Raw genomic sequence first — 26103 nt, 5'->3', positions numbered from 1 at the left:
GGAGTTATTCATGCTGTTAGCGCACATTTCCGATACCCATTTCCGCAGCCGCGGCGAAAAGCTATACGGTTTTATCGACGTCAATGCCGCCAACGCTGATGTGGTTTCTCAACTTAACGCGCTGCGCGAACGCCCGGATGCGGTGGTGGTGAGCGGCGATATCGTCAACTGCGGCCGCCCGGAGGAGTATCAGGTCGCCCGCCGGATCCTCGGCAACCTGAACTATCCGCTGTATCTCATCCCCGGCAACCACGATGATAAAGCGCTGTTTCTGGAGTACCTGCAGCCGCTGTGCCCGCAGCTCGGCAACGATGCCAATAATATGCGCTATGCGGTTGACGACTTCGCTACCCGCCTGCTGTTTATCGACTCCAGCCGCGCCGGCACTTCAAAAGGCTGGCTGACCGACGAGACCATTAGCTGGCTGGAAGCGCAGCTGTTCGACGGCGGCGACAAACCAGCAACGGTGTTTATGCACCACCCGCCGCTACCGCTGGGCAACGCGCAGATGGACCCGATTGCCTGCGAAAACGGCCACCGTCTGCTGGCGCTAGTGGAGCGTTTCCCGTCGCTGACGCGCATCTTCTGCGGCCATAACCATAGCCTGACCATGACCCAGTATCGCCAGGCGCTGATCTCCACCCTCCCCGGCACCGTCCATCAGGTACCGTACTGCCACGAAGACACTCGCCCGTATTACGATCTCTCGCCGGCTTCGTGCCTGATGCACCGCCAGGTCGGCGAGCAGTGGGTAAGCTACCAGCACTCGCTGGCCCACTACGCCGGGCCGTGGCTGTACGACGAAAACATCAGTTGTCCAACGGAAGAGCGCTAACCGCCATGCTCAGTCTGCAAAACATCAGTAAACATTTCGACGGTAAACCCGCGCTCAGCGCGCTGTCGCTTGATATTCACGAAGGCGAATTTGTGGTGCTGGTCGGCCCCTCCGGCTGCGGTAAAAGCACCCTACTGCGCCTGCTTGCCGGGCTGGATCAGGCCAGTGAAGGCGAAATCTGGTTGCATGATGAGAACATCACCGACACCACGCCGCGAGAACGCAATTTTGCGATGATCTTCCAGAACTATGCGCTGTTTCCACATCTTTCGGTGCGCGACAACATCACCTTCGGCATGAAGGTACGCAAGGAAGAGAAAAGCGGCTGGCAGCCGCGGGTAGATAAAGTCGCGCAGATGCTGCAGTTGGAGGCGCTGCTCGATCGCAAACCGGCGAAGCTCTCCGGCGGCCAACGGCAGCGGGTAGCGATGGCGCGGGCGATCGTGCGTAATCCGCGGCTGTTCTTAATGGATGAACCGCTTTCCAACCTCGACGCCCGCCTGCGCAGCGAAGTCCGCGACAGCATTATGGACCTCCACCAGCAGTTAAAAACCAGTACCGTCTACGTCACCCACGATCAAACCGAGGCGATGTCGATGGCCGACCGCATCGTGGTGATGAACGGCGGCCACGTGCAGCAGGTGGGGCGGCCAGAATATCTGTATGCCAACCCGGCCAATCTGTTCGTGGCTGGATTTATCGGTTCGCCGGCAATGAATCTGCTATCGCTCCCCTGCGTTGACGGTAACGTTCAGCTTGGCGAACTACGCCATCCGCTACCGTCGCGCCACCGCAGCCAGACCCGCGTCTGGCTGGGCATTCGCCCGGAACATATTACCGACCGCGTGGAGCAAGGCCATCTGCGCCTGCCGGGCACCGTCCTGCAACGAGAACTGATGGGAGCCGATTATCTGCTCCACGTCAGCACCCCGATCGGCACCCTGCGCTTCAGCCGTCGCCACCGCGGCGCAGTGCCGGAAAAAGGCGAATCGCTGATCCTCGGCTTCTCGCCTGCCGATGTGCATCTTTTTCATGCTGAGACCCAGCATAATTTACTGATGGAGTGTAATCATGTTTAAACCCCTCACCGCCCTGACGGTTGGGCTCAGCCTCGCTCTGAGCGGCGCGGCGCTGGCGAAAGAGAAAATAGACTTTATGTTTCCGGCCCCGGTAGACGGCAAGCTGACGATGGAGATGACCCGCGTTATTAAAGCGTTCAACGACTCGCAGCAGGATGTCGAAGTACGCGGCATCTTCACCGGCAACTATGACACCACCAAGATCAAAGCCGAATCCGCACAGAAGGCCGGACAACCGCCGGCGCTGGTGATCATGTCCGCCAACTTCACCACCGATCTGGCGCTGAAGGGTGAGATCCTGCCGATGGATGAGCTGTTTAAATATGGCGATCAAAAGGCCGGCGATTTTCTGCAAAAGGAGTTCTGGCCAGCGATGCATAAGAACGCCCAGGTGATGGGCACCACCTATGCGATCCCATTCCATAACTCGACGCCGATCCTCTACTACAACAAGACGCTGTTCGATCGGGCTGGGATCGCACAGCCGCCGCAGACCTGGGCCGAGCTGCTGGCCGATGCCAAAAAGCTGACCGACGAGAGCAAAGGCCAGTGGGGGATCATGCTGCCGTCGACCAACGACGACTACGGCGGCTGGATCTTCTCGGCGCTGGTGCGCGCCAACGGCGGTAAATATTTCAATGAAGACTATCCGGGTGAGGTTTATTACAACTCGCCGACCGCTATCGGCGCTCTGCGCTTCTGGCAGGATCTGATCTACAAAGACAAAGTGATGCCTTCCGGGGTACTGAATTCGAAGCAGATCAGCGCCGCATTCTTCTCCGGCAAGCTCGGAATGGCGATGCTCAGCACCGGCGCGCTGGGCTTTATGCGCGAGAACAGTAAAGATTTTGAACTCGGTGTCGCCATGCTACCAGCCAAAGAGCAGCGCGCGGTGCCGATCGGCGGCGCCAGCCTGGTGAGCTTTAAAGGCATCAACGACGCGCAGAAGAAAGCGGCCTACCAGTTCCTGACTTATCTGGTGAGCCCGCAGGTGAACGGCGCGTGGAGCCGCTTTACCGGCTACTTCTCGCCGCGCAAGGCTTCTTACGATACGCCGGAGATGAAAGCATATCTGCAGCAGGATCCACGGGCGGCGATCGCCCTTGAACAGCTGAAGTACGCGCATCCGTGGTACTCCACCTGGGAGACCGTCGCCGTGCGTAAGGCGATGGAGAACCAGCTGGCGGCGGTGGTCAACGATGCCAAAGTAACGCCGGAAGCCGCGGTACAGGCGGCGCAGAAGGAAGCTGACGCGCTAATGAAACCTTATGTTGATAAGACCGCGCTGGGAGAAGTGAAGTAGCACAGGTCTGTCGCGGGGCGCCCGGCTTGCGGCGTAAACGCCCAAGCCGGGTGACCAACCGCCCCCAGCGCAGAATGCGCCGGAGAGATTTTGCGAAGCCTTAGATTTTATCCGCCTGCGACGAAGCCCAGGATTTACGCGCGTAGGCTTTTCCCGCCGGGCTGGTATCCAGCTTCTCACGCAGATAGTGCTCGATCTGCTCAAGGCTGCGGTTGCGCGTTTCCGGCACGCATTTGATCACGAAGATCGCGCCGAAGATACCGATTGCCGCAAAGATAAAGAAGGTTCCGGAGAGGCCGACCCACGACAGTAGCATCGGGAAGAACAGCGAGATCAGGAAGTTGGCAATCCACATTGAGAACACCGCCCCGCCCATAAACATCCCGCGCATCCGGGTTGGGAAAATTTCCGACAACAGCAGCCAGGTCACCGGTGACAGCGCCCCCTGCTGGAAGCTCAGGAACAACAGCATTCCCGCCAGTACCATATAGGCGCGCAGCGCATCCGGCTGACCATTGACCGTTTCCGGCAGCAGGTAGCTCACCGCGCCGATAAACACCAGGCAGGCGGTACAGCCGAACTGGCCGATCATGGTCATCGGGCGACGGCCTATCTTCCCCAGCATCCAGATGCCGACAAAGGTCATCAGCACCGAAACCACGCCGTTGGCAATGGTGGCGAACAGCGCGGCATTATCGGTCATACCGACCGAGGTCAGCACCGTCGGCGCATAGTACATAATGGTATTGACGCCGGTCAGCTGCTGAATAACCGCCACGCCGATACCGATCATGAACAGCTTAAACAGCCACGGAGTCATGATTTCACGAATTTTGGGCTTACCGAGATTGCGCTGCTCGTCGAGAGTTTCCGTAATCTCCATTAGCTCCCATTCGACATCATCTTTACGCCGCGTACGCTCCAGCACCCGGCGCGCTTCCGCCAGTCGGCCTTTCATCGCATACCAGCGCGGGGTATCCGGCATAAACATCATGCCAAACCACAGCAGCACGGCAGGTAGCGTCGCCACCGCCAGCATCCAGCGCCAGGTACTTTCACCGCCCCACAGCTCATGAAAGGTGGCGTTAGAAATATAGGCCAGCAGTTGGCCTGAGACGATCATCAGCTCCTGCAGCGTGACCAGTTGCCCGCGTTTGTTGGCGGGCGCCATCTCAGCAATGTAAACCGGCACCGTTGCCGCCGCGCCGCCAACCGCTACGCCGAGAACCAGGCGGAAGAAAATCATCCAGTTGACGTCCGGCGCGAGGGCGGTTCCCACCGCGCCGATAGCGAAGATCACCGCCAGCCAGAGGATGATTTTCTTTCTGCCTGCGGCGCTGGCCAGATGGCCAGAAAGCAGTGCGCCGAATGCGGCGCCGAACAGCAGCGAGCTGGTCACCAGCCCGGTGGTAAACGGCGTGAGATGCAGCTCCTTACCCATAAACAGTAGGGCGCCGGAAATCACCCCGGTGTCGTAGCCAAAGAGTAAACCGCCTAAGGTCGCAATCAACGCGACGATCTTAACAAACGGCGTTGCCGGGGCGTCGCTATTCGGCCCCGACGCTTTATTGAGTGTGAGATATTGTTCCTGTGACATAGAAGACTCCAGTAACCTACCTTGTAGGGGGAAGATATGCTCTTGTCTGAATACAGAGGCCTCCTGCCTCACGGACGTGTCGTTCTCGTGTGGTTCTCTTGAGGTTTAGAAAAAGCGGGCCACGCAGCTGTGTGGCCCGAAATGCATCAACGATCAGATTCCTGCCGTTTCGCGGATGTACTTACGCGCCTTTACGGCGTATTCGAAGGGGTTCGCCAGCGCAGGGTCTTGTTCGGCTTCCACTACCATCCAACCCTTGTAGCCGTAGTCATCCAGCAACTGGAAGACCGGACGGAAATCTATTTCGCCATCTCCCGGTACGGTAAAGGTGCCTTTCTTGACGCCGTCGAGGAATGAGAGCCCTTCGCGGCGCACCTGCTCAATTACCGCGGGGCGGACGTCTTTCAGATGCACGTGGTTGATGCGCGGCAGATATTTTTTCAGGATCGTCAGCATCGGCGCCTCGCCGCCCTCTGAATACCAGGCGTGACCGGTGTCGTAGAGCAGGAAGACGCGTTCGTCCACCAGCGACATAAACTTGTCGATCTCCGCGGTAGTCTGAATGCCGGTGCCCATATGGTGATGCAGGCAAACCTGCATCCCCTTTTCTGCCGCCAGCTTGCCAAGCGCGTTATAACCTTCGGCTACCCGCTGCCACTCTTCGTCGCTAAAGCACGGCTTCGCATCGCCGAGAATCGGTTTATCGAGCCCCTGGATACTGCCACTTTGCTCAGAGCAGCCAATCACCTTCGCACCCATCGCATGGAGAAAATTCATGTGATTAACGAATTCATCGATGGTTTTTTCTTTTTGGCCATTCGCGAAGAAGGTGCTGAACCAGGCGTTGCAAATTTGCATGCCGCGAATATCCAGCATCGGCTTCAGCACCGCCGGATCGCGCGGATATTTGCTGCCGACTTCGCTGCCGGTAAACCCGGCCAGCGCCATTTCGCTGACCGTTTGCTGGAAGGTGTTTTCGCTTCCCAGCTCAGGCATATCGTCGTTAGTCCAACCGATAGGGGCGATAGCCAGTTTGACATTGTCTTTGTTCATTTTGATGCTCCTGCCGCCGCGCCTTACCGGCGCAGCAGTTCACGTTCTATAAGTTCACGCGTTTCCACGGCCTGGTATTTCATCTTTTCCGGGTAACCAAACAGCGAGGTGCAGACGATCGGTTCACCGCCAACTTTGAAGGTCTGTTCAGCGAAGCGCATATCGCGCAGGGTGCGGAACAGGGCATCGAAATCGACATCCCCCTCACCGACGCCGACGTGCTGGTGTACGGCGGCGTCAACGCCCGGCGGATTAACGATATAGCGGCAGTGTTTGGTGTGGTTGCGGGTATCGGCAATCAACACGTGCGACAGGTCCTGACCGGCATAGCGCAGCATCTTCTCAACTTCACCTTTGCCTTTGTCGTAGAAGAAGGTGTGCGGCACGCTGTAGACATACTTCACGTTGTCGCTGCGAAAGGACTTCACGATATCCACCGTCTCGTTGTTTTCTTCGCAGAAGTCCCACGGGTGGGCCTGGATTTCGACGCGGATACCTTCACGTTCGAATATCGGCAGTAATTCTTCCATCGAGCGGTAGAACATTTCTTCGCAAATTTCCGGCTGGTTAGGATCGCCGGAAAATTCGGTATTGATAACCTGCACGCCCATCTCCACCGCCACTTCGATTAACCGCTTCCAGTTCTTCACCGCCGCCTGACGACGCAGTTCATCCGGGCCGGACCAGCGATACACGCAGATGAACGAGGAGAGCTCAACGCCGTTGTCGCGCAGCGCCTGCTTATACTCGGCCATGATCTCTCGGCTGGCGCGCGGATGTTTGTAGAACGGGTTGATCTGCGGGTGCGGCGACTGCTCAATGTATTTGTAGCCCCACTCCGCCACCTGCTGAACCATTCTGGTGATTCCGAGATCGCGAATCACATCGACATCAAAAGCAATTTTCATCGTCGTTACCTGTTTGAAACGTTACGTCGGTGAAGGAGGATTTAGCGTTGGTAGAATGCCGGGCATTCAGGCAGCGTCACGGCTACCGGTTCGTTACACTCCTGCGCTTTCAGACAGGCGTCGGCGGCAACCGATGCCGCATAGCCGTCCCAGGCAGATGGGCCCTGCAGCTTGCCGGCTTTCACATCATTGATAAATGCCTGCAGTTCGACGTCGTAGGCTTTGATGAAACGGTCTTTCCAGTCGGTGAGGATGGCGGTCGACAGGCTGGCGGCTTTACGCATCTCCACCGCCGACGGTTCCGGCAGGCGCGCAATGCCCGTTTCGCCAACGACTTCGCACTGAATGTCGTAGCCGTACTGGCAATTTACGAAGACTTCGACGTCGATCAGGGTGCCCTTTTTCGTTTCAAACGAGACGATCTGTGGATCTTTCAGCCGCGCATGGGTATGGGAGGTCGAACGCGGGAAGCGTACCTGTACGGAGCGGTAGTCGTCATTTAGCAGCCAGCGCAGCACGTCCAGCTCGTGGATCAGGGTGTTGGTGATCGCCATATCGGTGGTGTAGTTCTCGCCGACCGACTGGTTGCGGTGGGCGCAGCGCAGCATCAGCGGCGCGCCGATATCGCCGTCATCAATGACTTTCTTCAGCGCCAGATAGCCTTCATCGTAAGGACGCATAAAGCCGACCTGAACGAGGCGACGCCCGGCTTTCATTTCAGCATCAACGATGCGGCGGCAGCCTTCCGCGCTCATCGCCAACGGCTTTTCGCAAAATACGGGCTTACCGGCCTCAATAGCCGCCAGGGTGTACTCTTCATGGGTTGGATCCCAGGAGGTCACCAGCACGGCGTCAACGTCGCTGGCTTTAATCACATCATGACCATCGGCGTAGACTTCCGCCTGCACGCCCGGCAGCGCCACTGCCGCACGGGCGTTATCGGCATTGATATCGGAAACGGCGACCACGGTCGCCCCCTGTAAGACCTGGGTGCAGCGACGGATATGTTCTTTACCGATGGCGCCTGCGCCGATGACACCTAATTTGAGTGACATGATGGTTCTCTCCGAAGTTCTGTAGGGTTCAGGGTTCGTGTTCTTTGTTAGTAATCCCGCGCCTGGGCGCGTTTTTCATTAATCATTTCAGCGACTTTACGGATACGTTCCGACAGTGCCGTCTGCGCCACGCCGACGTTCCACCAGCTACCGTATTTGTGGACCATAGTTTTCGGCAGTACTTTAATGTCGATGAGCGTGCTGACGGTTTCACGGCGAGCGGCATCCAGCGCGTGGCGTAGCTCTTCAAGGGTGGTGACCCGCCAGGTCTTGCAGCCGTAGCCGGAAGCGATCGTGGCGAAATCCACCGGCACCAGCCCGCCCTGCAACCGGCCGTTTTCCGCCGAGCGGTAGCGGAACTCGGTGCCGAAGCTATCCATACCGTGTTCCAGCTGCAGGTTGTTGATGCAGCCATTCGCCATGTTGTCGAGCAGAATGACGTTGATCTTCGCCCGCTCCTGCAGGGAGGTGACCAGTTCAGAATGCAGCATCATGAAGGAGCCATCGCCGACCAGCGAATAGACCTCGCTCTGCGGCTGCGCCAGCTTCACGCCGAGAGCGGCGTTGACCTCATAGCCCATGCACGAGTAGCCGTACTCGACGTGATAGGTATTCACCGCCCGGTTGCGCCAGACGCGTTGTAAATCCCCCGGCAGGCTACCCGCCGCCGCCACAATGACCGCATCCGCCGCCAGCGACTCATTCAGCAGGCCAAGAACGCTGCTTTGCGTCAGGGTGGAATCCGTGATTTGACGGAATTCGCGATATACCGATTCACGGTCAATATGGTCGTCAATTTCTGGTACGAAATCCGTTTCCTGCCAGACAGCCTGGTAGACGCGCTGGGTCTCTTTCATCTGCCGGCTCTGCACGCTTGCAATCTGCGCGCCCCATCCTGCCTGCCAGGACTCGTTCGCCAGCGCAGCGCTGAGCGCGCTTAGCGCCTCGCGGGCGTCCGCCAGCATTGGGATGCCGTCCAGCTTCCAGGCATCAAAATTACTGACGTTAACGTTAAGAAAGCGCACGCCCGGGGACTGGAATATCCATTTCGAGGAGGTGGTGAAATCGCTAAAGCGCGTGCCGATACCGATGACCAGATCGGCCTCTTTCGCCAACAAATTGGCAGCCAGACAGCCCGTTTCGCCAACGCCGCCGACGTTCAGCGGATGCGATGAAACCACCGTACCCTTACCGGCCTGTGTTTCCGCAAACGGAATGCCGTAACGTTCGGCGAAGCTCACCAGCGCTTCGCCTGCCGCGGAATATTTCACGCCGCCGCCGCAGACGATGAGCGGTTTACGGCTGGCTTTAATTGCCGCTACCGCATCCGACAGCTGCGCTGCGCTTGGCGGACGGCGATCCAGACGGTGGACGCGGCGGGCAAAAAAGGACTCGGGATAATCCCAGGCTTCACCCTGCACGTCCTGCGGCAGACACAAGGTGACCGCGCCGGTTTCCGCCGGATCCGTCAGCACGCGCATGGCATTAATGCAGGCGCTCATTAGCTGTTCCGGGCGTGTAATTCGATCCCAGTACTTACTCACCGCGCGAAATGCGTCGTTAGTCGTGATACTCAGATCGTGGCTCTGTTCGATTTGCTGCAGTACCGGGTCCGGCTGGCGGGTGGCAAAGACATCGCCCGGCAGTAATAACAACGGGATACGGTTGGCTGTCGCCGTCGCCGCGGCGGTGATCATGTTGGCCGCCCCCGGACCGATGGAAGAAGTGCAGGCAATGATCTGCCGGCGCAGTGATTGACGGGCAAAGCCTGTAGCCGCATGGGCCATGCCTTGTTCATTACGCCCCTGGTAAACCCGCAGTTCGCCGCTGTTCTCTTCCAGCGCCTGGCCTAAGCCCAACACGTTGCCGTGACCAAAAATAGCGAAAATCCCTTTCACGAATTTCTGCGCTTCGCCGTCCACCTCCAGATACTGGTTATCAAGGAACTTCACCAGCGCCTGCGCCATTGTCAGTCTCAGTTTGCCCATGTTGCCTAATCCTTATCGTTCAGTATTTGTCGTGTGAGTTAGCGCTTTGCTCGCCAGAGAAGATGGCGTAGGTGAGGGAAAGCCGTTAACGTCCACTGGAATATTTTTGGATTATAGGCAAACATTTTTTTCATTAAACACAAATACAGAAGAAATGTTTCATTTTGCGAGAAGGATCAAACTCTCTACCCATTTCACACGTTTCACTTACATCTCCTTCGCGAGCAGGTTTCCAAACGAAAGGGTGAATATAAGATTATCTACATGAAAATTATGGATAATATTGATATTAAAAAAAGGGAAACATGGATAAGCGGGATGCATACAACATGTATGGGTGGGCAGCCGCTCATCCGCGCAGAGTGGTAGATCCTTCACACTTTTGGTTTTTTAATTTCGATTAGATTTGAAAATGAAATATTTATTTCTCAAACTAGAGATAACTAATAACCATCAGGCTGTTCACGGCAGACTGTCACTCATGCGACCTTCTCCTGGCAGCAGATTTGCAAAAGGAAACCCTAGCGATGAATGCAGCAGTTAAGCGGCTCGACGTCATCTGTATTGGCCGGGTGGCCGTCGATCTCTACGCCCAGCAGATAGGGGCAAGATTGGAAGATGTGGCCAGTTTCGCCAAGTATCTCGGCGGCTCCTCGGGCAACGTCGCCTTTGGTACCGCGATTCAGGGATTAAAATCGGCGATGCTGGCGCGGGTGGGCGATGAGCACAACGGCCGGTTTCTGCGTGAAACCCTCAGCCGCGCAGGTGTCGATACCGAATATCTGATCACAGATAAAGAACGGCTGACCGCATTGGTGATGCTGGGCATTAAGGATCAGGATACCTTCCCGCTGATTTTCTACCGCGACAACTGCGCCGATATGGCGCTGACGCCTGACGATATCAATGAAGAGTACATCGCCTCTTCACGCGCTCTGGCGGTGACCGGCACCCACCTTTCACACGCCAATACCCGCGATGCGGTACTGAAGGCGCTGGAATACGCCCGCCGCCACGGCCTGCGTACCGCACTGGATATCGATTACCGTCCGGTGCTGTGGGGGCTCACTTCGCTGGGCGACGGTGAAACGCGTTTCATTGAGTCGGGTCCGGTGACCCGTCAGTTGCAGGAAGTTCTGCACCTGTTCGATTTAGTCGTCGGCACTGAAGAAGAGTTTCATATTGCCGGCGGCAGCACCGATACCCTCACCGCGTTGAAAAACGTTCGCCATGCCACCAACGCGACGCTGGTCTGCAAGCGCGGGCCGATGGGCTGCGTGGTGCTGGAGGGCGCCATCCCGGATAGCTGGGACGAAGTGCCGCTGCAGCAAGGCGTTCGCGTCGAAGTACTCAACGTACTCGGCGCCGGCGACGCTTTTATGTCCGGACTGCTGCGCGGCTGGCTTAATGATGAAGGCTGGGAACAGGCCTGCCGCTACGCCAACGCCTGCGGCGCGCTGGTGGTGTCACGTCACGGCTGCGCGCCGGCGATGCCGACGAAAGTGGAGCTTGATGATTATCTATCGCGGGCCGGTGCCGTTCCACGCCCGGATATCGACGCGCGGCTTAATCATTTGCACCGGGTGACCAGCCGATGCCAGTCGTGGCCGGAACTGTGTATCTTCGCCTTTGACCATCGTAAACAGCTGGCGGATCTGGCATTAGAAACCGGGCGCGACCCGGCCTGTATTCCCGAACTCAAACTGCTACTGTTGGCCGCCGCCGAGGCGGCAGCCACAGAGGCCGGACTGGATCGGCGCAGCGGCATCCTCGCCGATGGAACCTATGGTCAACGTTCACTTAACGCCATTACCGGTAAAGGCTGGTGGATCGGTCGGCCGATTGAGCTCCCCAGCTCGCGTCCGCTACGTCTTGAACATGGCAATATTGGCTCACAGCTGATCGACTGGCCGCTTGAGCACGTCGTCAAATGCCTGGTCTTTTACCACCCGGATGACCCGGCAGCGCTGCGCGCCGAGCAGGACGCGCTGCTGCTGGAAGTCTGGCAGGCCTGCAATAAGTCGGGGCACGAGCTGCTATTGGAAGTGATCCTGCCGGAGAACGGACCGGACAAAGATGAACGCCACTACCACACTATGCTGGAGCATTTCTATCAGTTGGGCATCCAGCCGGACTGGTGGAAGCTGCCGCCGCTGGCCAGCGCCCAGTGGGAGCGGATTTCAGCGCTTATCGAGCGCGAAGACCCATGGTGCCGGGGCATCCTGCTCCTGGGGCTGGATGCGCCATCGGATCGATTGCGTTCAGGTTTCGCCGAAGCGGCCGGGCACCCGATGATCAAGGGTTTTGCCGTCGGCCGAACCATCTTTGGCCAGCCTTCGCGCCGCTGGATGCAGGGCGAACTGGATGACGCAGCGCTAATCGATGAAGTGAAACGCAACTATCTACGGCTCATCGGCTACTGGCGCGAAGCGCGCGGCTAACCTCCTTCAGGCCCGCCTCTTCCTTGAAAGCGGCGGGCCTGCGGTTTCTTCGTGAAATGAATCGCGTATTTCATCGCAAAAAATGAAAAATTCGCTTCATTTGGTACACTGGAAGCCATATTCCTTCCATTTTCTCAGAGCGCAACTTATGGCTAATAATCCGACCCAACTGACCATCCTGCAGGATGAAATCAGACGGCGCTACGACACGCTCAGCAAACGTCTGAAGCAGGTGGCGCGCTATATACTGGATAACAGTAATAGCGTTGCTTTCGATACCGTAGCCTCCATTGCGCAACAGGCTGACGTTCCGCCCTCAACGCTGATTCGCTTCGCTAACGCCTTTGGCTTCAGCGGCTTTAACGAAATGAAGCAGATGTTCAGGCAGCATCTGATGGAAGAGACCGCCAACTACACCGAGCGCGCGCGTCTCTTCCGCCAGACTACTAACGACGAAACGACGCCGCCGGAAACGCCGACGGAAATCCTCAACATGTTCAGCATGGTCAATACCCAGGCATTACAGCAACTGGCAATGCAGACCTCCGGCGAAGACCTCAACCGGGCGGTAGATTTACTGGCGGATGCGGAAAATATCTATGTCATCGGTCTGCGTCGCTCGTTCAGCGTCGCCTCTTACCTGACCTACGCGCTGCGCCATCTGGATCGCAAAGCCTTCCTGATCGACGGCCTCGGCGGGATGTTCACCGAGCAGCTCAGTCTGGTGGGGCCGAAGGATGTGGTTGTGGCGGTGAGCTTCTCGCCCTACGCCCGTGAAGTGGTGGAACTGGTTGAGCTTGGCGCCCAGCGCAAGGCGCGACAAATCGCCATTACCGATAGCCAGGTAAGCCCGCTTGCCGCCTTCAGTGATGTGTGCTTTGTTGTGCGTGAAGCGCAGGTTGATGGTTTCCGCTCGCAGGTGGCCTCGCTGTGCCTGGCCCAGACGCTAGCGGTATCGCTGGCATTGAATAGCAGCAAAGAGCCGCAGCAGCACCGCGCCTGATTACCCGTTACACTACGCTGTATACAACGGCAATCAACAGACAAAAAAGCCGGGGACATCCCCGGCTTTTCTCGTTTATCGCGCACTATGAATAGCGCTCGCTGTTGATCCAGGCGTGATCGTCTTCCCAGGTAAATAGCCACTTACGATCCGGCCCCGCCATTACGTTCAGATAGTAGCTGTTGTAACCGGCGATCGCCGCTACCGGATGGTAGCCGCGCGGCACCATCACCACATCATGGTTATAGGGCGCCATACAGGCATCCAGGCTGCGGTCATCGGTGTACACTCGCTGAAAGGCAAAGCCTTGCGGCGGATCGAAGCGGTGGTAGTAGGTCTCTTCCAGCTGGGTTTCCTGCCCCGGCAGCGCGGTATCGTGCTTGTGCGATGGCCAGGAGCTGGTCGCCCCTTCTTCGGTGTAGACTTCCACCACCAGCAGGCAATCCGCCTGCGCATTATCCGGCAGAATATTATGTACCAGCCGCTGGTTACGCCCTTTACCGCGATGCTCTACGCCGACATCCTCAGGCCGTATCACTCGCGCCGGGAAGCTGCCTTTGCCCGGCGCGCTGCAGACCGCCAGCTCAAGATCGGAATCTGCAGTGACCTCGACCTTATCGTGCGGCGGCACATAGACCGACCACGGCGGCGTACGCTCGAATGGCGACATGCGTTTACCAAGGTCGGGAAAATCGGCGTGCTGAGTTTTGATCGAGGCCAGCCCAGAGACCAGAACCAAACATAGCTCACGATCACCGCTCTCCAGGGTCACGGTTTGCCCCTGTTTTAACATCCAGACATCAAAGCCAATATACTGCCACCCCGCGCTCTGCGGGGTGATGTGCTGGATATGTCCCTCTTGTTGCGCTTTAGCCAATAACGACATAGCGTTCTCCTTCGCCGATTAACCTAACGTCGGCATACTGAATTCAGATACGGTTTGCTGCCCCTGCGGCCAACGCACGGTGGCAGTTTTCATACGGGTATAGAAGCGGACGCCGTCCGGCCCGTGGACGTTCAGCGCGCCAAATACCGAGCGCTTCCAGCCGCCGAAGCTATGGAAGGCCATCGGCACCGGCACCGGTACGTTGACGCCAACCATGCCGGCCTGTACGTCATGGACGAACTCGCGGGCGGTATGGCCGTTGCTGGTAAAGACGGCGCTGCCGTTACCGAATTCGTGGCTGTTAACCAGCGACAGCGCGCTTTGGTAATCAGCGATGCGGACAATCCCCAGCACCGGACCAAAAATCTCTTCGCGCCAAATGGTCATTTCCGGAGTGACGTGGTCAAACAGCGTACCGCCAACGTAATATCCGTCCTCATGCCCGGCCACGCGCAGCCTGCGGCCATCCACCACCAACGACGCCCCTTCGCTGACGCCCTTATCAATATAGCCAAGTACTTTTTTCTGATGCGCTTCGGATACCACCGGCCCCATTTCGTTTTCGTCTTTGCCGCGCAGGCAGCCAGGACCGACTTTCAGCGACTCGACTAATGGTTTCAAGCGGGCAATCAACTTATCTGCAGTCTCGTCACCGACGGCCACCACTACCGGCAGGGCCATGCAGCGCTCGCCAGCGGAACCATACGCGCCGCCCATAATGGCATTCACGGTCGCATCAAGATCGGCGTCCGGCATCACGATGGCATGGTTTTTCGCCGCGCCAAACGCCTGGACGCGTTTTCCGTGAGCGCTGGCGGTTTTATAGATATATTCCGCCACGCCGGAGGAGCCGACAAAGCTGACGGCTGCAATACGCGGGTCGGTATAAAGCTGCTCGGCATCTTCATTGCTGCAGTGAATGACGTTAAAGACGCCATCCGGCAGACCGGCTTCTTTCAGTAACTCAGCCATGCGTACCGCCGCGGTCGGGGCCAGCGCAGGTGGTTTTAGCACGAAGCTGTTGCCGCAGGCCAGCGCGATGGGGAACATCCACATCGGCACCATCGCCGGGAAATTAAACGGCGTTATCCCCGCCACCACGCCCAGCGGCTGCATGAGCGAATAGCTGTCGACGCCGGTACCCACGTCGGAAGAAAACTCACCTTTAATGAGGTGCGGAATGCCGCAGGCAAACTCAACCACTTCCATGCCTCGGGTCAGCTCGCCCAACGCATCGGACCATACTTTGCCATGCTCGCTAACGATAATGCCCGCCAGTTCATCGACGTGCTGTTCGAGCAGCATTTTGAAATTGAACAGCACGCGGGCGCGGCGCAGCGGCGTGGTGCGGGACCAGCTGTCAAAAGCGTCGCGAGCGACCTGGATTGCATCGGAAACCTCCTGCGCGGTGGAAAGCGTGACTTCGCGAACCACATCGCCAGTAGCCGGATCGTACACCGGCATCGTTTCCCGGCTGCTGCTGGTTACCGTTTTCCCACCAATAAAGTTACCTGTGATAGTCATCTTCTCGCCTCATAGTGTAGAAGGCCGTGCAAGTTACGGCCCGTCGCTGATTGTGCTGTGCTATAACCGTAGTAAAATGAAATTTATATTTCAATAATCAGATAAAATGAAATTCTACTTTGGTGATGGTTGTCGCATTTTTCAGCAAACCAATCTCCATACAATTTCAAATCACAGCAGTAGCGAAGGTGAGATTTTATGCGGTTATCTTTGATGTAAACCATGAAATGGCGCAGCAACTTTTTTGCGATCGTGCTCAAACAACCATCATTTCATCCATTGCCAATGATGAAATAAACATTTTAACTATCTGGCAAGCGAACTAAACCAGTCAACATCTTGTCAGGAGTGTCAAATGGCCATTGCCCTGCAGCGTTTCTGTATCAATCGTAAAATTGCGCCGTCGCTCAGCATTGAGGCGTTTTTCCGTCTGGTGAGCGAACTCGGGCTGCACAAGGTCGAGCTGCGTAATGATTTACCCAGCGGTAAAGTCACCGACGCGCTCACCCACCAGCAGGTGCGCAGGCTGGCCGACCGTTACCAGCTTGAAATTCTGACGATCAACGCCGTCTATCCTTTCAACCGCCACAGCGCTGAAGTACGTCACCTGACGGAGTCGCTGCTGAAAGAAGCGCAGGCTATTGGCGCCAAATCGCTGGTGATGTGCCCGTTAAATGATGGCACCCCGGTAGCGCCGCAAGAAACGCTTGCCGCTATGCGCGAGCTGGCGCCGCTGTTCGAACAATATGGCATTCAGGGCCTGGTCGAGCCGCTGGGCTTCCCACAAAGTTCGCTGCGCTCGGCGGCGCAGGCTCAGGCGCTCATTCGCGATGCTCAGGTGCCGTTTAAGCTGTTGATTGATACTTTCCACCATCACCTTTATCCACAAGCAGAAGAGGAATTCAGCCAGCTGGACATTGCTGAGATAGGTCTGGTTCACCTCTCCGGCGTTGACGATTCCCGCCCGCGAGAACAGTTGACCGACGACGAGCGCATCATGCTGACGCCGCATGACCGGCTGCTGACCTGTCAACAGGTGCGGCATCTCGAAGCCCGCGGATACCAGGGGGATTACGCCTTCGAGCCTTTCGCTCCGCAGCTGGCGTCATGGCGCGAAGAGGATATTCGCCGCGAGATTGAACAGAGCATTGCGCTGATTCAGCGCCACTGCGCGTAAGATTAAACGTTGAGAGTTATCGATTTCCTCCCTCTTTTTGCTGTCAGGTTGCCTATAATCGACGCAGGATAAATGGAGGAATCGATCATGAGCTCACCCTTGCTAATCGCACGCACGCTGGACAAACAGCTCCATCTGCTGCCAGCAATGGCTAACCGTCACGGCCTAATTACCGGCGCCACCGGTACCGGTAAAACCGTAACGTTGCAAAAACTGGCGGAGTCATTTTCCGAGATCGGCGTGCCGGTCTTTATGGCCGATGTGAAAGGCGACCTGACCGGTATTGCGGAGGCAGGCCAGAGCTCTGAGAAGCTTCAGGCGCGTCTGGAAAAAATCGGCGTTACCGACTGGAAGCCGCACACCAACCCGGTGGTTGTTTGGGATATCTTTGGTGAAAAGGGCCACCCGGTGCGCGCCACGGTGTCGGACCTCGGCCCCCTGCTGCTCGCCCGCCTGCTCAATCTTAATGAAGTACAAAGCGGCGTGCTGAACATTATTTTCCGTATCGCTGACGATCGCGGTCTGCTGCTACTGGACTTTAAAGATCTCCGCGCCATCACCCAGTTTATCGGTGATAACGCCAAAGCCTTCCAGAACCAGTATGGCAACATCAGCAGCGCTTCGGTAGGCGCTATCCAGCGCGGGCTGTTAACCCTGGAGCAGCAGGGCGCAGAGCACTTCTTCGGCGAACCGATGCTGGATATTCAGGACTGGATGCGTGTCGATGCCAGCGGTAAAGGGGTGATTAATATCCTCAGCGCCGAAAAGCTCTATCAGATGCCGAAGCTTTACGCCGCCAGCCTGCTGTGGATGCTCTCCGAACTCTACGAGCGCCTGCCGGAAGCCGGCGACCTCGAAAAACCGAAGCTGGTGTTCTTCTTCGACGAAGCCCACCTGCTGTTTAACGATGCGCCGCAGGTACTGCTGGATAAAATCGAGCAGGTGATTCGCCTTATCCGTTCTAAAGGGGTCGGCGTCTATTTTGTCTCGCAGAATCCGTCGGATATCCCGGATGCCGTGCTCGGCCAGTTGGGCAACCGCGTGCAGCATGCCCTGCGCGCCTTTACCCCGAAGGATCAAAAAGCGGTGAAGACCGCCGCCCAAACCATGCGCGCCAATCCGGCGTTCAGTACCGAGCAGGCCATTCAGGAGCTCGGTACCGGCGAAGCACTGATCTCCTTCCTCGACGAAAAAGGCAGCCCATCGATAGTAGAAAGAGCGATGGTTATCGCCCCATGCTCGCGGATGGGGCCGGTCAGCGACGATGAGCGAAATGGCCTGATTAACCACTCGGCGCTGTACGGCAAGTATGAAGAAGAGATTGACCGCGAATCGGCCTTCGAAATGCTGCAAAAAGGGGTGCAGGTCGCCACCGAGCAGCAGTCGGCGCCGCCGGCAAAAGGCCAACAAAGCGGCGATGACGACGGGCTGCTCGGGGGACTGAAAGATATTCTGTTCGGCACTACCGGCCCGCGCGGCGGTAAACGAGATGGTATTGTGCAGACCGCCGCCAAAAGCGCCGTACGTCAGGTCACCAACCAGATCGTCCGCGGCATGCTGGGAAGCCTGCTAGGCGGAAGGCGCCGTTAACGTCAGTGTCGAGCCCCGGATTGCGGCGCGCTGCGTCCGATCCGGGCGACAACAATACAGGGCATTACACTGCGGATCGCCACTCAAACCGCGGGCACAAAAAACCCGGCGTTGCTTGCGCTTGGCCGGGTCATTTATCGAACTACGCTTTTCTCATCATCAGCCAAAGGCTTATCAGGAAGAAGCTTGCGCTTGGCAGCAGCGCGCCGATTATCGGCGGTATGCCGTAAACCAATGTTAGCGGGCCAAATATCTGGTCGAGTACGTAAAAGATAAAGCCGAAGCTAATCCCGGTAACGACTCTCACGCCCATTGCCACGCTCCGCAGGGGACCAAAGATGAACGACAGCGCCATCAGCATCATCACGGCCACCGACAGCGGCTGGAAGATTTTGCTCCACATGTTGAGCTGGTAACGGCCAGGATCCTGGCCGCTGGACTTCAGATAGGTCACATAGTTATGCAGGCCGCTGATTGATAGCGCGTCCGGATCCAGCGCAACCACGCCGAGTTTGTCCGGCGTCAGTTTGGTCTTCCAGGTTCCGCTGACCATTTGCGTGCCGGTAACCTGTTTCGGATCGGTCAGATTAGATTCATCCACCTGCGACAGGCGCCAGATCTTGGCGTCATTATCAAACTTAGCGGAAGCGGCGTAACGAACAGATTGCAGACGACGGTTATCGTTAAACTGGTAGATGCTCACCCCGCCCAGCTCATCGTTACCCTTTACGCGTTCAATGTAGACAAAATTATGCCCGTCTTTCGCCCACAACCCCTGCTGGGTCGACAGCAGCGAACCGCCGTACATCTGCTGCGCACGGTAGTTACGCGCCATCTGTTCGCCCTGCGGCGCCACCCATTCACCCATCGCCATGGTCAACAACACCAGCGGGATCGCCGTTTTCATCACCGCCAGCGCCACCTGCATACGGGTAAAGCCGGAAGCCTGCATCACCACCAGTTCGCTGCGCTGCGCCAGCATACCCAGCCCCAGCAAAGCCCCAAGCAGGGCCGCCATTGGGAAGAAGATTTGCACATCTTTTGGCACGCTGAGAATGGTATAGAGTCCTGCTCCCAGCGCATCATAGCTGCCCTGCCCGGCTTTTTTCAGCTGGTCGACAAACTTAATAATGCCGGAGAGCGACACCAGCATGAACAACGTCATCATGATGGTGTTGAAAATGGTTTTACCGATATAGCGGTCAAGTACGCCAAACGCCTGCATCACACCGCTCCTTTATTAAACCGGGCACGGAAACGACGCATCGGCACCGTATCCCACAGGTTAAGCAGCACCGCCAACGCGAAGTAGAGCAGGTTCACACCCCACATCCAGATGGCGGGGTCCATTTTGCCTTTACCCGCGTTCGATTTGATCGACGTTTGCAGCAGGAAGAACACCAGATACAGCAGCATCGCCGGCAGCATAGACAGCACGCGGCCCTGACGCGGGTTCACCACGCTGAGCGGGACAACCATCAGCGCCATCATGAACACCGCCGCCACCAGCGTAAATCGCCAGTGCAGCTCGGCGCGGGCGCGATCGGTGTCGGTATGCCACAGGGTGCGCATATTCATCTGTTCAGTGTCGCCAGGATCGGCCGCTACCGCCTGATGGCCAATAACCGCCTGGTAGTTTTTGAAGTCGGTAATACGGAAATCGCGCAGCATCGCCGTGCCTTCAAAACGCGTCCCTTGAGTCATGGTGACCACCTGGGAGCCGTCTTTTTTCTGCGACAACTCGCCGGAATCCGCAACCACCACGGAAGGACGCGCGTTGCCTTTAGGCCTCAGTTGCGCCAGGAACACGTCGTTGAAGCGGTTACCGTTGACGTTTTCGATAAACAACACCGCGCTGCCGTCGCTGGCCTGCTGGAACTGGCCCTGAGCCAGCGCCGCCATTCCGGGGTTAGCTTTGGCTTCCGCCAGCACTTCGTCCTGATGGCGCGACGACCACGGCCCCGCCCACATCACGTTGACCGCCGCGACAGCGCCGGTAAACAGGGCAAGGATCATTGCCGCCTTAATCAATACGGCTTTACTTAAGCCGCAGGCGTGCATCACCGTAATTTCGCTTTCGGTATACAGTTTGCCCAGCGTCATCAACAACCCGAGGAAAAGACTCAGGGGCAGAATGAGCTGCGCCATTTCCGGTACGCCCAGCCCTAACAGCGAGAGCACCAGGTTGGTCGGGATATCGCCATCTACCGCGGCGCCGAGGATCCTGACGAGTTTCTGACAGAAGAAAATCAGTAACAGGATGAATAGGATCGCCAACTGGCTTTTCAGCGTCTCACGAACCAGATATCTTATGATTATCACTATAAATACGCCCGTAAAAACCCGTCTTATTGCAGGAAAATTGCTTGTTTCATGGCTTAAACGTCATTTATTCTCTTTTGTCGTCGAAAACATCGCTAAGATTAAATGACTCATCGGTTCTGCGTATCAGGATCTTTTCTGACGAACCAAGGCCGTAATAACGTTAAGATTAACACGAAGTCACCGCAACAGCGGACATGAGTTACGAAAGCTTGCAATTATATACTCAATGGATTTCGAGTTGTAGAAAGGCGGCAGGACTGTGAAGCCCCAAAGCGGCATCAGCCAGCGTCAGGGGTAAGCAGGCGTAGCCAACGCATCTGCAACTGGAAAGGCGACGAGTATAGCCGTAGCCACCACTGTTGTCTTTAAGATTCAGGAGCATAGTGCATGGAGTTCAGTGTAAAAAGCGGTAGCCCGGAGAAGCAGCGGAGTGCCTGTATCGTGGTCGGCGTCTTCGAACCACGTCGCCTCTCCCCCATCGCCGAACAACTCGATAAAATCAGCGACGGTTACATCAGCGCCCTGCTGCGTCGCGGCGAGCTCGAAGGCAAGCCTGGCCAGACCTTGTTACTGCACCATGTGCCGAACATCCTGTCTGAGCGCATTCTGCTCATCGGCTGTGGTAAAGAGCGCGAACTGGATGAACGTCAGTATAAACAAGTTATTCAGAAAACCATTAATACTCTGAATGACACTGGCTCGATGGAAGCCGTCTGCTTCCTGACCGAACTGCACGTTAAAGGGCGCAACAACTACTGGAAAGTTCGCCAGGCCGTTGAAACCGCCAAAGAGACGCTGTACAGCTTCGATCAGTTGAAGACCAACAAAAGCGAGCCGCGTCGTCCGCTGCGTAAAATGGTCTTTAACGTGCCGACCCGCCGCGAGCTCACCAGCGGCGAACGCGCCATTCAGCATGGCCTGGCGATTGCCGCCGGCATCAAAGCGGCGAAAGATCTCGGCAACATGCCGCCGAATATCTGTAACGCGGCTTATCTGGCTTCCCAGGCGCGCCAGCTGGCTGACACCTACAGCAAGAACGTCATCACCCGCGTAATCGGCGAGCAGCAGATGCGCGAGCTGGGGATGAACTCCTATCTTGCCGTCGGCAACGGCTCGCAGAACGAGTCGCTGATGTCGGTCATCGAGTATAAAGGCAACCCGTCTGAAGACGCGCGCCCTATCGTGCTGGTCGGTAAAGGCCTGACCTTCGACTCCGGCGGTATCTCCATCAAGCCTGCCGAAGGCATGGACGAGATGAAGTACGACATGTGCGGCGCGGCGGCGGTTTACGGCGTAATGCGAATGGTTGCCGAGCTGCAGCTGCCGCTGAACGTCATCGGCGTGCTGGCGGGCTGTGAAAACATGCCTGGCGGTCGCGCGTATCGCCCAGGCGATGTTCTGACCACCATGTCCGGACAAACCGTTGAAGTGCTGAATACCGATGCCGAAGGCCGTCTGGTGCTGTGCGACGTGCTGACCTACGTTGAGCGCTTCGAGCCGGAAGCGGTTATCGACGTTGCGACGCTGACCGGCGCCTGCGTGATTGCCCTCGGCCATCACATCACCGGCCTGATGTCGAACCATAATCCGCTGGCTCATGAGCTGATCGGCGCCTCCGAACTGGCCGGCGACCGCGCATGGCGTCTGCCGCTGGCCGACGAGTTCCAGGATCAGCTGGAGTCCAACTTTGCGGATATGGCCAACATCGGCGGCCGTCCTGGCGGCGCGATTACCGCTGGCTGCTTCCTGTCACGCTTCACCCGCAAGTACAACTGGGCGCACCTCGACATCGCTGGTACCGCCTGGCGTTCCGGGAAGGCCAAAGGCGCGACCGGCCGCCCGGTGGCGCTGTTATCGCAGTTCCTGCTCAATCGTGCGGGTTTTAACGGCGAAGAGTGATTGCCGTCTGATGCCCGGTGGCGCTACGCTTACCGGGCCGACGGAAAGATGCCGTTTGTAGGCCGGGTAAGCGTAGCGCCGCCCGGCTTTGCATTTAAATCCACAACAAGAAGCCCCATATATGAAAAACGCAACGTTCTATCTTCTGGACAACGAAGACACCGTCGACGAGCTCAGCGCCGTCGAACAGCTGGTGTGCGAAATTGCCGCAGAACGTTGGCGCAACGGCAAGCGCGTACTGATCGCCTGTGAAGATGAACAGCAGGCTATTCGCCTCGACGAAGCGCTGTGGACGCGTCCTCCGGAGAGCTTTGTGCCGCATAATCTGGCGGGCGAAGGCCCGAGAGGCGGCGCGCCGGTGGAAATTGCCTGGCCGCAAAAGCGCAACAGCAGTCCGCGGGATATTCTTATCAGCCTGCGGCTAAACTTTGCAGATTTTGCCACCGCTTTCACAGAAGTGATAGACTTTGTCCCTTACGAAGATTCTTTGAAACAACTGGCGCGCGAACGCTATAAAGCGTACCGCATGGCTGGTTTCAACCTGAACACGGCAACCTGGAAATAATGGAAAAGACATACAACCCACAAGATATCGAACAGCCGCTTTACGAGCACTGGGAAAAGCAGGGCTATTTCAAACCGAATGGTGATGAAAGCCAGGAGAGCTTCTGCATCATGATCCCGCCGCCGAACGTCACCGGCAGTTTGCATATGGGTCATGCCTTCCAGCAAACCATCATGGATACCATGATTCGTTACCAGCGCATGCAGGGTAAAAACACCCTGTGGCAGGCCGGTACCGACCACGCGGGTATCGCTACCCAAATGGTGGTTGAGCGTAAGATTGCCGCTGAAGAAGGTAAAACCCGCCACGACTACGGCCGCGATGCTTTCATCGACAAAATCTGGCAGTGGAAAGCGGAATCCGGCGGCACCATTACCCGTCAGATGCGCCGCCTCGGCAACTCCGTCGACTGGGAGCGCGAGCGCTTCACGATGGATGAAGGCCTGTCCAACGCGGTGAAAGAAGTCTTCGTTCGCCTGTACAAAGAAGACCTGATTTATCGCGGCAAGCGCCTGGTCAACTGGGACCCGAAACTGCGTACCGCCATTTCCGACCTCGAAGTGGAAAACCGCGAATCGAAAGGGTCCATGTGGCACATTCGCTATCCGCTGGCCGATGGCGCGAAAACCGCTGACGGTAAAGATTACCTGGTGGTCGCCACCACGCGTCCGGAAACCCTGCTGGGCGATACCGGCGTGGCCGTTAACCCGGAAGATCCGCGTTACAAAGACCTGATTGGTAAATTCGTAGTGCTGCCGCTGGTTAACCGCCGCATTCCAATTGTTGGCGACGAACACGCCGACATGGAAAAAGGCACCGGCTGCGTGAAAATCACCCCGGCGCACGACTTTAACGACTACGAAGTTGGCCGCCGTCATCAGCTGCCGATGATTAATATTTTGACCTTTGATGGCGACATCCGCGAAAGCGCGGAAGTTTACGATACCAAAGGCAACGAATCCGACGTTTATTCCAACGAGATCCCGGCTGAATTCCAGAAGATGGAACGTTTTGCCGCGCGTAAAGCGATGGTTGCCGCCGTCGACGCGCTGGGCCTGCTGGAAGAGATCAAACCGCACGACCTGACCGTGCCTTACGGCGATCGCGGCGGCGTGGTTATCGAACCGATGCTAACCGACCAGTGGTACGTGCGTGCCGACGTACTGGCCAAGCCGGCAGTTGAAGCCGTTGAGAATGGCGACATTCAGTTCGTGCCGAAGCAGTACGAAAACATGTACTTCTCCTGGATGCGCGATATTCAGGACTGGTGTATTTCCCGTCAGCTGTGGTGGGGTCACCGCATCCCGGCATGGTACGACGATCAGGGCAACGTCTACGTTGGCCGCACCGAAGACGAAGTACGCCAGGAAAATAATCTCGGCGCCGACGTTGCCCTGCGTCAGGACGAAGACGTTCTGGATACCTGGTTCTCTTCCGCGCTGTGGACCTTCTCCACCCTCGGCTGGCCGGAAAACACCGACGCGCTGCGTCAGTTCCACCCGACCAGCGTGATGGTGTCCGGCTTCGACATCATCTTCTTCTGGATTGCCCGCATGATCATGATGACCATGCACTTCATCAAAGATGAAAACGGCAAGCCGCAGGTTCCGTTTAAGACCGTCTACATGACCGGCCTTATCCGCGACGACGAAGGCCAGAAGATGTCCAAATCCAAGGGTAACGTTATTGACCCGCTGGATATGGTTGACGGTATCACCCTGCCGGAGCTGCTGGAAAAACGTACCGGCAACATGATGCAGCCTCAGCTGGCGGAAAAAATCCGTAAGCGCACCGAGAAACAGTTCCCGAACGGCATCGAGCCACACGGCACTGACGCCCTGCGCTTTACCCTGGCGGCGCTGGCTTCTACCGGCCGCGACATCAACTGGGATATGAAGCGCCTTGAAGGTTACCGTAACTTCTGCAACAAACTGTGGAACGCCAGCCGCTTCGTACTGATGAATACCGAAGATCAGGATTGCGGTTTCAACGGCGGCGAGATGGTGCTGTCCCTGGCCGACCGCTGGATCCTGGCTGAATTCAACCAGACCGTGAAAGCGTACCGCGAAGCGCTGGATAACTTCCGCTTCGATATCGCCGCGGGCATCCTGTATGAGTTTACCTGGAATCAGTTCTGCGACTGGTACCTTGAACTGACCAAGCCGGTCATGAACGGTGGCAGCGAAGCGGAGCTGCGCGGGACTCGCCATACTCTGGTGACCGTGCTGGAAGGTCTGCTGCGCCTGGCGCACCCGATTATTCCTTTCATCACCGAGACCATCTGGCAGCGCGTGAAAGTAATCTGCGGTATCACCGCCGATACCATCATGCTGCAACCGTTCCCGCAGTATGAGGCTTCTCAGGTTGATGAAGCGGCGCTGGCCGATACCGAATGGCTGAAGCAGGCGATCGTCGCCGTACGTAACATCCGTGCGGAGATGAACATTGCGCCAGGTAAACCGCTGGAACTGCTGCTGCGCGGCTGCAGCAAAGATGCCGAGCGTCGTGTTAACGACAACCGCAGCTTCCTGCTGAACCTCGCGCGTCTGGAAAGCATCACCGTGCTGCCTGCCGATGATAAAGGTCCGGTTTCCGTGACCAAGATTATCGACGGCGCCGAGCTGCTGATCCCGATGGCGGGTCTTATCGACAAAGAAGCCGAGCTGGCGCGTCTGGCGAAAGAAGTGGCGAAAGTCGAAGCGGAAATCGGCCGTATCGAAAGCAAGCTGTCCAACGAAGGCTTTGTGGCCCGCGCGCCGGAGGCGGTTATCGCCAAAGAGCGTGAGAAGCTGGAAGGCTACGCGGAAGCGAAAGCGAAACTGATTGAACAGCAGGCAGTGATCGCCGCACTGTAAAAACTCGCGATAGAAAAAAG

At 57.2% G+C, this 26103-nt stretch carries 20 protein-coding genes; 11 read left to right on the top strand and 9 right to left on the bottom strand.

The features are described from left to right. Positions 1-10: 10 nt before the first annotated feature. The 3 genes from ACSEMK_RS19345 to ACSEMK_RS19335 are packed head-to-tail and all read left to right on the top strand — an operon-like array spanning position 11 to position 3217. Positions 11-835, top strand: a complete 825-nt coding sequence (locus ACSEMK_RS19345) for a phosphodiesterase (protein WP_430915313.1) — start codon at positions 11-13, stop codon at positions 833-835. A gap of 5 nt (positions 836-840) precedes the next feature. Continuing rightward, entirely contained in the window at positions 841-1914 is a 1074-nt protein-coding gene (locus ACSEMK_RS19340) for an ABC transporter ATP-binding protein (protein WP_430915314.1), read from the top strand. Next, on the top strand, positions 1907-3217 hold the full coding sequence (locus tag ACSEMK_RS19335) for an ABC transporter substrate-binding protein (protein ID WP_430915315.1): 1311 nt from the start codon (positions 1907-1909) through the stop codon (positions 3215-3217). Before ACSEMK_RS19340 ends, ACSEMK_RS19335 begins: the two co-directional genes overlap by 8 nt. A gap of 100 nt (positions 3218-3317) precedes the next feature. Here the strand turns inward: ACSEMK_RS19335 and ACSEMK_RS19330 are convergent, their stop codons facing one another. The 5 genes from ACSEMK_RS19330 to iolD all read right to left on the bottom strand — a co-directional run bounded on the left by ACSEMK_RS19330 (position 3318) and on the right by iolD (position 9818). Then, the gene (locus ACSEMK_RS19330; protein WP_015368530.1) at positions 3318-4814 is read right to left on the bottom strand and encodes a sugar porter family MFS transporter; all 1497 of its coding nucleotides are present in this window, start codon (positions 4812-4814) and stop codon (positions 3318-3320) included. A gap of 153 nt (positions 4815-4967) precedes the next feature. Beyond that, positions 4968-5867 carry a myo-inosose-2 dehydratase gene (iolE, locus tag ACSEMK_RS19325; RefSeq protein ID WP_430915316.1) on the bottom strand — a complete coding sequence of 300 codons (900 nt, stop codon included), beginning with the start codon at positions 5865-5867 and terminating at the stop codon, positions 4968-4970. Between the two features lie 23 nt (positions 5868-5890). Continuing rightward, entirely contained in the window at positions 5891-6775 is an 885-nt protein-coding gene (locus tag ACSEMK_RS19320; RefSeq protein ID WP_015368532.1) for a sugar phosphate isomerase/epimerase family protein, read from the bottom strand. 41 nt (positions 6776-6816) lie between these two features. Then, entirely contained in the window at positions 6817-7830 is a 1014-nt protein-coding gene (locus ACSEMK_RS19315; RefSeq protein ID WP_335207057.1) for a Gfo/Idh/MocA family protein, read from the bottom strand. A gap of 47 nt (positions 7831-7877) precedes the next feature. Continuing rightward, positions 7878-9818: a 3D-(3,5/4)-trihydroxycyclohexane-1,2-dione acylhydrolase (decyclizing) gene (gene iolD / locus ACSEMK_RS19310; protein WP_430915317.1), complete on the bottom strand. Its 1941-nt coding sequence runs from the start codon at positions 9816-9818 to the stop codon at positions 7878-7880. Positions 9819-10345: 527 nt separating this feature from the next. On the opposite strand from iolD, the gene ACSEMK_RS19305 reads away from it, so the two are divergent. After that, positions 10346-12259, top strand: coding sequence for a bifunctional 5-dehydro-2-deoxygluconokinase/5-dehydro-2-deoxyphosphogluconate aldolase (locus ACSEMK_RS19305; RefSeq protein WP_430915318.1), 1914 nt, complete (start codon positions 10346-10348; stop codon positions 12257-12259). A gap of 148 nt (positions 12260-12407) precedes the next feature. After that, positions 12408-13262, top strand: a complete 855-nt coding sequence (locus ACSEMK_RS19300) for a MurR/RpiR family transcriptional regulator (RefSeq protein ID WP_015368536.1) — start codon at positions 12408-12410, stop codon at positions 13260-13262. An 85-nt stretch (positions 13263-13347) separates the two neighbouring features. Here ACSEMK_RS19300 and iolB read toward each other — a convergent pair whose 3' ends face one another. Then, positions 13348-14148 (bottom strand): 5-deoxy-glucuronate isomerase, encoded by an 801-nt coding sequence (gene iolB / locus ACSEMK_RS19295; RefSeq protein WP_430915319.1) that lies wholly within the window; start codon positions 14146-14148, stop codon positions 13348-13350. Between the two features lie 18 nt (positions 14149-14166). After that, complete coding sequence (locus ACSEMK_RS19290) at positions 14167-15672, bottom strand: CoA-acylating methylmalonate-semialdehyde dehydrogenase (protein ID WP_430915320.1); 1506 nt, start codon at positions 15670-15672, stop codon at positions 14167-14169. A 122-nt stretch (positions 15673-15794) separates the two neighbouring features. On the opposite strand from ACSEMK_RS19290, the gene ACSEMK_RS19285 reads away from it, so the two are divergent. The 3 genes from ACSEMK_RS19285 to ACSEMK_RS19275 all read left to right on the top strand — a co-directional run bounded on the left by ACSEMK_RS19285 (position 15795) and on the right by ACSEMK_RS19275 (position 18439). Then, the gene (locus ACSEMK_RS19285; RefSeq protein WP_395226853.1) at positions 15795-15998 is read left to right on the top strand and encodes a hypothetical protein; all 204 of its coding nucleotides are present in this window, start codon (positions 15795-15797) and stop codon (positions 15996-15998) included. 29 nt (positions 15999-16027) lie between these two features. Further along, complete coding sequence (locus ACSEMK_RS19280) at positions 16028-16849, top strand: TIM barrel protein (RefSeq protein WP_430915321.1); 822 nt, start codon at positions 16028-16030, stop codon at positions 16847-16849. An 87-nt stretch (positions 16850-16936) separates the two neighbouring features. Then, positions 16937-18439, top strand: a complete 1503-nt coding sequence (locus ACSEMK_RS19275; RefSeq protein ID WP_430915322.1) for a helicase HerA-like C-terminal domain-containing protein — start codon at positions 16937-16939, stop codon at positions 18437-18439. A gap of 142 nt (positions 18440-18581) precedes the next feature. Here the strand turns inward: ACSEMK_RS19275 and lptG are convergent, their stop codons facing one another. Both lptG and lptF read right to left on the bottom strand, forming a co-directional pair. Then, positions 18582-19664 carry an LPS export ABC transporter permease LptG gene (gene lptG / locus ACSEMK_RS19270; protein WP_087858348.1) on the bottom strand — a complete coding sequence of 361 codons (1083 nt, stop codon included), beginning with the start codon at positions 19662-19664 and terminating at the stop codon, positions 18582-18584. Continuing rightward, positions 19664-20761 carry an LPS export ABC transporter permease LptF gene (gene lptF, locus ACSEMK_RS19265; protein ID WP_213317475.1) on the bottom strand — a complete coding sequence of 366 codons (1098 nt, stop codon included), beginning with the start codon at positions 20759-20761 and terminating at the stop codon, positions 19664-19666. The genes lptG and lptF overlap by 1 nt, the downstream gene beginning before the upstream one ends. A gap of 390 nt (positions 20762-21151) precedes the next feature. On the opposite strand from lptF, the gene pepA reads away from it, so the two are divergent. From pepA to ACSEMK_RS19250, 3 genes are all read left to right on the top strand, one after another. Continuing rightward, complete coding sequence (gene pepA / locus ACSEMK_RS19260; RefSeq protein ID WP_008807121.1) at positions 21152-22663, top strand: leucyl aminopeptidase; 1512 nt, start codon at positions 21152-21154, stop codon at positions 22661-22663. A 121-nt stretch (positions 22664-22784) separates the two neighbouring features. Continuing rightward, positions 22785-23228: a DNA polymerase III subunit chi gene (holC, locus tag ACSEMK_RS19255; RefSeq protein WP_020079783.1), complete on the top strand. Its 444-nt coding sequence runs from the start codon at positions 22785-22787 to the stop codon at positions 23226-23228. Next, positions 23228-26083, top strand: a complete 2856-nt coding sequence (locus ACSEMK_RS19250) for a valine--tRNA ligase (RefSeq protein WP_015368547.1) — start codon at positions 23228-23230, stop codon at positions 26081-26083. The genes holC and ACSEMK_RS19250 overlap by 1 nt, the downstream gene beginning before the upstream one ends. Positions 26084-26103 lie beyond the last annotated feature (20 nt).

This window comes from Klebsiella sp. K-3, from assembly GCF_051207495.1.
Classification (GTDB): domain Bacteria; phylum Pseudomonadota; class Gammaproteobacteria; order Enterobacterales; family Enterobacteriaceae; genus Klebsiella; species Klebsiella aerogenes.
Note: the sequence above shows the minus strand (reverse complement) of the source record. Positions and strands in the feature narration are given on the sequence as shown.